Source organism: Microcoleus sp. LAD1_D3 (assembly GCF_036702135.1).
Taxonomy (GTDB): Bacteria; Cyanobacteriota; Cyanobacteriia; order Cyanobacteriales; family Microcoleaceae; genus Microcoleus.
The window spans coordinates 34532-45700 of sequence record NZ_JAUBSB010000023.1 but is presented as its reverse complement, the minus strand read 5'-3'; the positions used below and the strand labels follow the sequence as shown (position 1 = coordinate 45700).

At 43.7% G+C, this 11169-nt stretch carries 8 protein-coding genes; 4 read left to right on the top strand and 4 right to left on the bottom strand.

The genetic code is table 11. The features are described from left to right. Positions 1 to 17: 17 nt before the first annotated feature. Positions 18 to 1133 carry a fatty acid desaturase gene (locus QUA74_RS15270; protein ID WP_333330311.1) on the bottom strand — a complete coding sequence of 372 codons (1116 nt, stop codon included), beginning with the start codon at positions 1131 to 1133 and terminating at the stop codon, positions 18 to 20. Between the two features lie 927 nt (positions 1134 to 2060). Here QUA74_RS15270 and QUA74_RS15265 point away from each other — a divergent pair. Both QUA74_RS15265 and QUA74_RS15260 read left to right on the top strand, forming a co-directional pair. Then, a complete protein-coding gene (locus QUA74_RS15265; protein WP_333330307.1) occupies positions 2061 to 2342 on the top strand; it encodes a hypothetical protein in 282 nt (93 codons plus the stop codon). A 101-nt stretch (positions 2343 to 2443) separates the two neighbouring features. Further along, the gene (locus QUA74_RS15260; RefSeq protein WP_333330304.1) at positions 2444 to 2911 is read left to right on the top strand and encodes a hypothetical protein; all 468 of its coding nucleotides are present in this window, start codon (positions 2444 to 2446) and stop codon (positions 2909 to 2911) included. 370 nt (positions 2912 to 3281) lie between these two features. On the opposite strand, the gene QUA74_RS15255 is transcribed toward QUA74_RS15260, so the two are convergent. The 3 genes from QUA74_RS15255 to QUA74_RS15245 form a co-directional block, all read right to left on the bottom strand. Continuing rightward, the gene (locus tag QUA74_RS15255) at positions 3282 to 3488 is read right to left on the bottom strand and encodes a hypothetical protein (protein ID WP_333330301.1); all 207 of its coding nucleotides are present in this window, start codon (positions 3486 to 3488) and stop codon (positions 3282 to 3284) included. A 113-nt stretch (positions 3489 to 3601) separates the two neighbouring features. Then, positions 3602 to 4711: a glycine oxidase ThiO gene (gene thiO, locus QUA74_RS15250; protein WP_333330298.1), complete on the bottom strand. Its 1110-nt coding sequence runs from the start codon at positions 4709 to 4711 to the stop codon at positions 3602 to 3604. Between the two features lie 151 nt (positions 4712 to 4862). Next, the gene (locus QUA74_RS15245) at positions 4863 to 5201 is read right to left on the bottom strand and encodes a 2Fe-2S iron-sulfur cluster-binding protein (protein WP_333330295.1); all 339 of its coding nucleotides are present in this window, start codon (positions 5199 to 5201) and stop codon (positions 4863 to 4865) included. 75 nt (positions 5202 to 5276) lie between these two features. Here QUA74_RS15245 and cimA point away from each other — a divergent pair, with 75 nt between their 5' ends. Together cimA and QUA74_RS15235 are read left to right on the top strand one after the other, a co-directional pair. Further along, positions 5277 to 6935 carry a citramalate synthase gene (gene cimA / locus QUA74_RS15240; protein ID WP_445302151.1) on the top strand — a complete coding sequence of 553 codons (1659 nt, stop codon included), beginning with the start codon at positions 5277 to 5279 and terminating at the stop codon, positions 6933 to 6935. A 533-nt stretch (positions 6936 to 7468) separates the two neighbouring features. After that, positions 7469 to 11050 carry a WD40 domain-containing protein gene (locus QUA74_RS15235; protein WP_333330292.1) on the top strand — a complete coding sequence of 1194 codons (3582 nt, stop codon included), beginning with the start codon at positions 7469 to 7471 and terminating at the stop codon, positions 11048 to 11050. Positions 11051 to 11169: the final 119 nt, after the last annotated feature.

Sequence of the window (11169 nt, the reverse complement as noted above, 5' to 3'; positions counted from 1 at the left end):
TTCATTGCCAAGCGATTTTAATTAGCTACATTACTCAAGGGAATTTCTTCTTGTTCTTGAAATAATTTAATCGATTGCAGACTATCTGAAGCAGCATCCCAAAGAATGAATTGGAAGCAGTCAGGAATATCGCGAATTGTCAGGGATTTTGAATTAGCAAGCAGGTGAATATTAGCATTGTGACAAGCCCGAAGATTATAGTTAGGTATTCGCTCCGAGAGATGATGAATGTTGTGGTAAGCAATATCAGCCGAAAACCAATTGAGAAGAGTTGGTAATTTGAGATAACTGCTGCCTTCTATTGCGCCCAGCAGATAGTCCCAGCCCTCTGTTTTGTGGGCGTAAGAACCCTCAAAGTTATGCTGTACAAAGAAAATACAGATAAATATTGCCGCCGAACAAGTCATGACAATTGAGTAAACACTCCAGAAAAAGCCAAACCCCAGTAAGTTGCTCAGATAAATCCAGCTACCCACAACACAAATATTGTTGAACAGTAAATCCCAAAACTCAGCCGTCGTATACCAATGTTTGGATTTATAAGAAGCAATGATTGCAGATAAACCCATACCAAAATCTTGAGTGAGACAACCAAAAATATGTCTGATAAAACCCGTAATTCCCAAGATTAGCGCGAGTCTTGGCTTAATAATTAGATAGAAAAAACCACCGGGAAACAGCATCAAGGGGTGTCTGAGTAACTGATACATCTTTTGACTAAATGGACTTAGCGCCGCAAATTTTTCGGTGGATATCAACGCCGAAGGGCCTCGGTACATATCCCAATTACCATTATGTTTGTGGTGATAAGCGTGTCCCCTCGACCAGGGGTACTGAGGAATCGCATTGATAATACCTAGCAGAAAACCCATAATGCGATTGACTTTTTTGGAACTAAAAAGAGAATAGTGTCCGCAATCGTGCATCAAAGCGAAACAACGTCCTGAAAAAAGTGTCATCAACACCATTATCGGCGGAAGAAGGAATACAGAAATGGCAGTAGCTTTAAAGGCTAAAAACCATAAGAATATATAAGGAACCACTGTATTGAGTATTTGGCAAGTAGCTGTCAAATTGTTGCTCTTCATATAAGGAGCTAGCACAAAATCTGACTTTTTGATCGCGCTTTTCATTCAGTATGTCTATGGTGTGTGGATAAGTGCTTAGCTTAGCATCAGGATAGGTTCGCTATTTTTTGTCTTGTTTTATTGCAGGTAATAAGCTGTTACGCATTTAAACCACTAAGGAGGCTTGTAGGGCGCGTCAGGCGCGAACACTTACGCTTACAGGGGAAACACTTCTGTACGCTCCGCACCATACTATCGTCTTTTAAATGCCGAACAGCTTAGGGTAAATTACGGTTGAAATTTTGCCTATACTTTACCAACCTGCTGATAATATTGAGTACCTTCACTCCTCCTTTGGGTGGTTTCACCAAGCTGAAGTTCATCCCAGCGTTGACGTACTTAATCATAACAAACTACGGGAGTAATTACTAATCGTTGCAGCAAATTGCTTCTATTTTACTCTTACCTGTGAGGATAATAATTTCTTGGGGGGATTTTATGTCGCAGTGATTTGAAGCAAACTAGAGATAGCAGATAGCTCTATTGACCTTCGTTGCAGATAATATTTGAGCGACCATTGTGGTGGGAATTTTCAGTGATGTGGAACCGTGTCCACTTGCTACTTCACAGGTGTATTGAGATGCAAATTTTATCACAAAGAACGGGCTTAAACCAGGCGTTAAAATCCATTTCCAGCGGTGCATCCCAGGGTCAGCATATTTTGGTGAATAAACAGATTCTGTCAATACCCAAAGCTACCTTGCCGCTTGTGATCTTCAACTTGCATGGGTTTCTTGCCGCAGCACTGTAGCATATTTTACCATATTTTTTAGCGCGGGAACAGTCTGCAATCAAGCATCTGTCTCTAATTTTCCAGTCAAAAATGTTTTCAGGGCTTTCTTTATTTCCCGGTTTTTGCCAATCCGAGGATATTCCCATGTCTCAGCTAGAATCGTCATAACTCAACTTTGTTTGCAGAAAAAACTCTGCAGCGTGTCAGCCGCGGAACAAATTGCTGCACCGGAAGGGATTAATATGATTGGTTGGTTGCACGATCGACCTTCGGTGATGTATGCCGCTATTTTTGCTTGCATCGTCTGTGGCACAGTTTATCGTTCCGGGTTCTATCCCAACTCGATCGCAGGTTCAAAATTTTGGCTACTGGCGAAAACTTTTTATGGGCGGGCTATAGGGGCGAGGGACAAACGGCCCATCTCGGAAACCAAAGCTGACACAACATCCACAACCGCAGAGGATTTTGGCTCAACTCCTTGAGACGAGAATTTGAGGAGCGATCGCAATTGCCTGCGTTTTTTGTGCTCGGAGATAGCTCGGATTTGCTACAATCTAATCGCACACGCGATTAGAAATGGGTTATGACCGAACTATTAGATGAGACGCTTTCTATTGAAATGGCCGCTCGCATCAAAAGCAACCGTAAAAATTGCTTTGACAACGCCTGTAAAGCAGCGTTAGCCACCGAGGGCGCGATTTATGTTCAAGGCTTTTTAGCCGTGCCGGGAGTGCCATATAAACCCATCGAATATAGCTGGATTGAACTCGACGAGCGAATTATTGACCCAACCTTTCCCCATCTTGGTTTCATCGCTCAAGACATTCATTACTTCCCAGTCCAGCGCTTCAGCCTCAAGAAACTCAAAGCAATCCTAGAAGAATCAAAAGAAGATTATCCTGAAGACGACCCGCTGCCGATTTATGGCAATCAACCTTATGAATATTACGGCGATTTGATGTTAGGCGGTAGCGATTACCAAAATGCTTACGATTTGGCTGCCGCTAAATGCAGGGAATTAAACCAACCCAAAAAACAGGATGCAAACTAATTCCAGACTTACCAAAAAATGGTTGGGGGCGCTACTTGCAGCAATAAGGTGCACACTATGCACCCTACAGATACAGATTACGGTAGCAACTGTTCTGTCGATTAATATACTTCATCATGACTTCCCAAATCTACAAACACGGCTTTTCCGTCTTCTGTAAAGTAGAAAAGTACCCTTTCGTCGTAATCTACGCTAAAGCTCCAAAACTCCTTGAGCCTACCGGACAATTGATGAGTTTTTAAGCTTGGTTCAAACGGCTCTCTGATGAACTGTTCCAGCTTTTGTCAAAACCTAGCCTCCAAATCAGCATCGCCTTTGATCCGCTTTTTGAAAGCACGCTTGAATGAAGAACTGAAACTGACTTCCACGATTATTCCTCTATCATTACTCTGAGTTCATTGATGTTAGCGGAAAATTTCATTTCACCTTTTTGTTGTTCAATCTGCGCTGACTTAAAGTTTTGATACATCTCTTCGCGACGTTCTTCCCGGAGATATTGCTTCAACAACAGTTGAAGCTCTTGCTTTTCGTCAGTAGAAAGATTCTTGATCGTCTCGACCACATCACTGAAAGTCATAACTTACAAAACCCTATTGTGCTGATTAGATTATAGCAAAAAATATTTTTTTGGTTGACTTTCGTTTCTCGTTCCCCGGCTCTGCCTCGTCTTAAAAAAAGCAAAAAATCTCACTATTTAGCATTTTCCAATTTCCAAGATTCAGGAAACCTCGAATAATGAAAAGCAGCCAATAACGGATCTGAGTTCTGATTCCCAATCAAATCAGCCAATAATTTAGCCGTCACCGGAGCCAACAAAATGCCATTGCGGTAATGCCCCGTAGCCAATGTCAAATTCTCCCAAGCACTAGCACCCAAAATCGGCAACTCATCAGGAGTAGCCGGCCGAAATCCCCACCAAAACTCCAGAATCGGATAATTTTGTAATTCGGGATATAACTTAATCGCTCCTGCTAGCAAACTTTGGATTCCTGCAGGCGTATTTCCCGGTCTAAAATCCACATTTTCGCTAGTAGCGCCAACAATAATTCTGCCATCTTGACGTGGTACAATATAAATGCCAGTCCCGAATAGAACGGTTTGCAGGGGCTGGATAACTCCACAATCTTCTGGTACACATACTGACAGCATTTGTCCTTTTCTTGGAAAAACAGGAACATTCAATAACTGCTCAGACCAAGCACCCGCCGCTAAAACATAACGGTCTGCTTGCAATTTTCCTGCTGTTGTTTCAATGCCCACAACTCGGTTTCCCTGTCGAATAATTTCCTTTGCAGTGTCTTGAATAATCTCAATCTGCAATTCTTTGGTTGTGCTCTGAAGCGTCCGAAATAAAGCGCGGTTGTCTACTTGAGCGTCGTCAGGATACCACCAACCGCCAATTACTTCTTGACCTAATCCAAACTGGTGCTGGCGAACAGTATCTCTGTCCAACCATTGATAATTAAGGTTTGACAAAAGCGGCTTTTCTTGAGGCTCGTTTTGACAAACTGGTGCGAGAATTCCCGATCGCCAATATCCCGTTTTTAATCCGGTAATATCTTCTAGCCGTTCCACCCAGGCAGGATACAGTGCGCGGCTTTGCAAGCACAAATCCAGCATCGGACTGGGGGGAATTCGTTCAGCTTGCGGGGCAAGCATTCCAGCCGCAGCCCTGGCAGTCGGTGGTTTAGAATCTGCGGTAAGAACCGCGACAGATGCCCCTCGCAATTTCAGTTCTACGGCTAGCGAAAGACCAATTATTCCGCCACCAATAATCAGAATATCTTTAGATGAATTCATTAACTTTTATATGGACTTTCTGGCTTTTTTGACCTCTCGGCTTTCTTTAGGGTAAGGTGCGCTAAGCACACCTTACAGTTAGAATTATTATGCAAGTCTTACAGATTATCTGGCAAGGCGATCGTCCTATCAGCCTTTCTTAACAAAAAATCTATGCTTGTGGGTTCCAGACAGTTTCAGAACCTTGACCCCAGAAACCGTCATATTTTGTCACCTTAATATCGCCTAAAACCTTGGTTTGACAGGACAAACGGCGATTGGAGGCGGAAGAATGGGGAGGAACCGAAAGTCGGGCTTTTTCGCGCCACTGGGGCTCGGAAACTTCCCCCTCGACAGTGACGGCGCAGGTGCCGCAAGTGCCGAGGCCGTGGCAGTTGATGACTTTGGCGTTGCCGTTGTAGAGATCGATGCCGTTTTTGAGCAAAACTTCACGGAGATTCGCTTCGCGATCGCACTCAAATGTTTTTCCTTGCGCTTGTACCTTGACCACAGCAATTTACCCCAGTTAGATTTATGTTAATTTTCCTATATATTATCGCATTAAATTCAAATAAATTCATCTAATATGGTAAGTGATATATTACCAATTTCTCGATCGCAATTTCCCATGACAAATCGGCTCTGGATCTACGATACCACGCTGCGAGACGGTGCTCAGTGCGAGGGACTCTGCTTATCTCTCGAAGACAAACTGCGAATTGCTCGGCAGTTAGACAGTTTAGGAATTCCCTTTATTGAAGGCGGCTGGCCGGGGGCGAATCCTAAAGACGTACAATTTTTTTGGCGTCTCAAAGAACAGCCCCTAACTCAAGCAGAAGTTGTAGCTTTTTGTTCGACTAGGCGGCCGGGAACTACGGCAGCTAATGATGAAATGTTGCAGGCTATTTTGTCCGCCGGTACTCGCTGGGTGACGCTGTTTGGCAAGTCGTGGGATTTGCACGTTATTGAAAGTTTGAAGACGACGCTAGAAGAAAATCTAGCGATGATTCGAGATACAATTGAATATTTGCGGAGTCAGGGAAGGCGCGTTATTTACGATGCAGAACACTGGTTTGACGGCTACAATCACAATCGAGATTATGCTATTAAAACTTTAGAAGTTGCCGCCGATGCCGGTGCAGAATGGCTAGTGCTTTGCGATACTAACGGGGGTACTTTACCTAATGAAGTCAGTCAGGTTGTTTGCGATGTTTTAAAAGCTTTAGGAACCAATCGCGAAAAATCTATACAATTAGGAATTCACACTCACAACGACTCGGGAGTTGCGGTTGCTAATGCTTTGGCTGCTGTGCGGGAAGGAGTGACGATGGTACAGGGAACTATTAACGGTTATGGCGAACGCTGCGGCAATGCCAATTTATGTTCATTGATTCCTAATTTTCAGCTAAAGTTGGGTTATAATTGCATTCAAGACGAGCAATTAGTTAGATTAACTCAAGTAAGTCGATCGATCAGCGAAATTGTCAATCTGGCTCCCGATGATCATGCTCCTTTTGTCGGCCTTTCTGCTTTTGCTCATAAAGGCGGAATTCATGTATCGGCTGTTGAGAAAAATCCGTTAACTTACGAACATTTGGAACCGGAAAAAATTGGCAACAGGCGGCGAATTGTGATTTCGGATCAAGCTGGTTTGAGCAATGTTTTGGCCAAGGCGCGCACTTTTGGCATGGATCTCGATCGCAAAAATCCTGCTTGCCGCCAAATTTTGGAAAAATTGAAAGATTTGGAAAGTCAGGGGTATCAATTTGAGGGTGCTGAGGCGTCTTTTGAATTGTTAATGCGAGAAGCCTTGGGAAAGCGCAAGCATTTATTTGAAATCAAAGGTTTTCAAGTTCACTGCGATAAAGGTAGGGAGGAAACAGTTAATTCTTTAGCAACGGTGAAGGTGACTGTTAACGGTCAAGATATTCTGGAATGCGCGGAAGGAAACGGGCCTGTTTCGGCACTTGATGCGGCTTTGCGGAAGGCTTTGCGGAATTTTTATCCGGCAATTACTGATTTTAACTTAACCGATTATAAGGTGCGAATTCTGGACGGATGTGCGGGAACTTCTGCTAAAACTCGCGTTTTGGTTGAGTTTAGCAACGGTCAAGACCGCTGGACAACGGTTGGGGTTTCTGGTAATATTTTGGATGCTTCTTATCAGGCGGTTGTTGAAGGTTTGGAGTATGGTTTGGTGTTGGGAGATAGGGAGGCGATCGTTTTAACTGTGTCGAGTTATTAGGTTGAGGACCAAGAGAAGTTGCCTGAATATCGATGTTTAAATAGATACCAGGCGATTTCATATAGTTTCCGGTTGCACTCTTCGACATGATATAGAGGACACGGCAGTGCCGTTTCCATACCCGGATTAATTGTAGGGATCCGGGGTTCTCGCGGTGTCCAGACTGCTGGTAATATTAATTCCGATGCTACCGAATTTGATATCAAGAGACTGTTGGAGAAAGTAGGTAAGCGGGATTAAACAGAGCTATGGCTGTTCAATATGAGCTAGGTTTTGATGTATTGGAATTGTTTTTTAATTCCCTGTCTTCTTTTGTTTCGGGATGGTCGTCTTTGTTTGGCTACTGCTAAGGGGATAAAACAGTAATTCTCTGGAATTTAAAGCGGAGTGTAGATTGAGATCGGGCACTAGCATCTAGATGCGATCGCGTGCGAGATTACCTGCGAACAAATGCCGATGTGAAGGAGGAGGATAGACATTTGTGCGATGCAGTGGGCGATCGCTAAATTATCGGAAACAATTAACTATCAATTATGAAAGATTACTCTTACCAAATTGGCGGCAGTCTCACAACTGATGCGCCTACCTATGTCCAACGACAAGCAGATATCGAACTTTATGAAGCCTTAAAACGAGGCGAATTTTGCTACGTTCTCAATTCGCGGCAAATGGGCAAATCTTCCCTTATCGTTCGCACCTTCCATCGATTACAAGCAGAAGGATTTCAATGCAGCACGATCGACATGACCCGCATCGGCAGCGAAAACATTACTCCCTTACAGTGGTACAAAGGAATCGTTGGGGATTTGTGGCGCAGCTTTAATTTATTAGGACAAGTTAATTTAAAAACTTGGTGGAAAGAACAAGAAGAAGTTTCTCTCCTGCAAAGATTAAGTCAATTTATTGAAGATATTTTATTAGCCAGATTTCCCGATGAGCGAATTTTTATATTTGTCGATGAAATTGATAGTATTTTAAGCTTAGATTTTCCTGTAGATGACTTTTTTGCATTAATTCGTTATTGTTACAACCAACGAGCCATTAATCCAGAATACAACCGGATTACTTTCGCAATTTTCGGAGTAGCTACACCAAGCGATTTAATTGCTGATAAAAATCGCACACCTTTTAATATCGGACAAGCAGTTGATTTGCACGGGTTTTCCTGGGAAGAAGCCTCTCCTTTAACTAAAGGGTTAGACAGTGTAGTCAGTAATGCCGAGGCTATTATCAAAGCAATATTAGCTTGGACTTATGGGCAACCATTTCTGAGCCAAAAGCTGTGTCAATTGATAGTAATAGCGGCGCGAGAATCTCACAGTGACGTGCTGACAATTCCACCGGGAACCGAGGGATTTTTTGTGGAATCGGTGGTGCGATCGCAGATCATCCAGAATTGGGAATCTCAAGATGAGCCAGAGCATTTAAAGACGATCCGCGATCGCCTTCTCCGCAACGAGCAACGTGCTGGAAGACTCCTGGGAATCTATCAACAAATATTACAAGGAGTGGAAGTTTCAACAGATGACTCGCGAGAACAGGTAGAACTATTGCTGTCTGGTTTGGTAGTAAAATACCAGGGGTTTTTACAGGTAAGCAACCCGATTTATCAAGAAGTATTTAACAAAAAATGGGTAGGAAAAAATCTCGCTTCCTTGCGTCCATACTCTCAAGCCTTTGATGCTTGGATAACTTCCAAGCAGACCGATAGATCCCGACTGTTGCGCGGACAGGCATTGAAAAATGCTCAAGCTTGGGCCCAGGGTAAAAGTTTGAGTGACTTAGATTATCAGTTTTTAGGCGCTTCTGAAGAATTAGACCGAAGAGAAATGCAGGTAGGATTGGAAGCAGAACGGGCTAAAGAAATTGAAGCCAGACTAACGGAAGAACAAAAAAGATTAGCTGTAGAGAAAAAAAGTTCTAAGCGGCAAAGATTTTTGCTTTTTGTAGTAACAATAGCATTAATTATTGCCTGTGCATTGGGGGTAGCGGTGTATTTTCAGTATCGGCAAACTGCTGTCAGCGAAATCAAAGCGATCGCCAAATCTTCCGAAGCGCTATTCGCGTCAAACCAAAAATTAGACGGATTAATAGAAGCGATCAGAGGAAAGCGACAACTGCAAAAGTTAGGTGGTGTAGAACCAGAGATCGAAGGCTCAGTTAAAGAAGTTCTTCATCAAGCTATTTATGGAGCGGTTGAGTATAACCACTTATCCGGGCATAACAATGTGGTTAACGATGTAACTTTCAGCCCTGATGGCGAACTCATCGCCTCAGCTTCTGCCGACAAAACCATCGATCTTTGGAAAAAAGACGGTACAAAACTAGGAATACTTCAAGGGCACAACAATGCAGTTTGGGGAGTTGTATTTAACCCCAGAGGGGATCTAATTGTTTCGGGTTCTGGGGATAAAACAGTCAAACTTTGGCGCAAAAACAGTACAAATTTACCAAAGGTCAAGCCGAGTTATACCTTGTGGCAGACCTTAAAAGGACATACCGATAATGTTACACAAGTTGCGATCGCTCCTGATGGTCAAACTATTGCTTCTGCTTCTAAAGATAAAACCATTAAACTCTGGAGTACAGACGGTAAACTGCTGAGAACTCTCACCGGACATACAGATGAAGTTAACAGCGTTGCCTTTAGCCCGGACAGTCAAACTATTGCATCTGCTTCTAAAGATCAAACCATCAAACTCTGGAATGCAGACGGTAAACTGATCAGAACCCTCACCGGACATACGGATAGAGTTATGAATGTTGCCTATGCGCCAAGCGCAGGCTACGCCAACAGCCCTTCAGAATATCTCATTGCCTCGGCGAGTGCGGATAAAACGGTCAAACTTTGGCATCTTGATGGAACTTTAGTCAAAACCCTAACTGGACACAGCGATGCCGTGACAAAAATCACTTTTAACCCTAAAGGTGGTTTGCTTGCCTCGGCAAGTCTAGACAGAACAGTCAAACTGTGGCAGCTTGACGGGACTCTGCTAAAAACCCTGCTAGTCGCCAAGGATGTCGTCTCTGGATTGGCTTGGAGTCCTGACGGGCAAATCTTTGCCTCATCCAGTTGGGATGGCCCGATCGCACTCTGGAAGCTTGATGACAGTTTGCTCAAGACTCTTAAGGGACATCAAGCATCAATTTACACCATAAAATTTAGTCCTGATGGTAAGACAATTGCCACCGCCAGTCGTGACAATACCGTTAAACTTTGGCGCCTTGATGGTAGCTTAATTCGCACTTTCCCCAAACAAGCTGATAAAGTTTTCGGAGTAGATTTCAGCCCAAAGGGAGACACAATTGCTACAGGCGGTTATGACAGCACTGTTCGATTGTGGCGACTAGATGGAACCTTAATCAAGACTTTTACTGGACATCAAGGTAGAGTTTTCGCGGTTGATTTCCATCCAGATGGACAGTCACTCGCCTCGGCGGGTGAGGACAAAACGGTCAAAGTCTGGAGTATTGATGGCACTGAATTGGCAACTCTCAAAGGGCATACCGATCATATTAACGGAGTTGCCTTTAGTCCCGATGGAAAGCTCATTGCCTCTGGTAGTGTGGACGGCACTGTCAAACTTTGGCAGTGGGATAATGCGATCGCATCTGGAAAGCCCAGCTACAAACTTTTACACACGTTAAAAAGCCATCGCCGTCAGGTAGCTGGAGTGGCATTTAGCCCGGATGGCAAGATTCTCGCTTCAGCAGGTATGGATAGCATGGTCAGACTTTGGCGGCGCGATGGTACGGAAATCAGAGCCTTAAAGGGACACAAAAATGGGGTATTCGGAGTGGCATTTAGCCCTGATGGCAAGACTCTCGCTTCAGCAAGTTTTGACGGCACTGTTAAACTTTGGAGGTACGATGGTCAAGAGCTTGAAACCTTAAAAGGACATAGCGATGGGGTGTTCGGAGTGACATTTAGCCCTGATGGGAAGTTCATCGCCTCCGCCAGTCAGGATACCGCAGCAATTGTGTGGAATTTAGAGCGAATTTTTCAGCTCGATTTTCTCCAGTATGGATGCGATTGGGTGCGGGATTATCTGCGAACCAATGCTGATGTGAAGGAGGAGGACAGACATTTGTGCGATCGTATTAAAACGGAATAATATCAACTCCGCTTTATTAGGAATAATAGATTAATATGTGTGGGCTAGAGCATCAGAGGATTAGAGGATCTTTATCATGCTTGGCTAATTTTTATTGGAATATGCTATAAGAATAAATC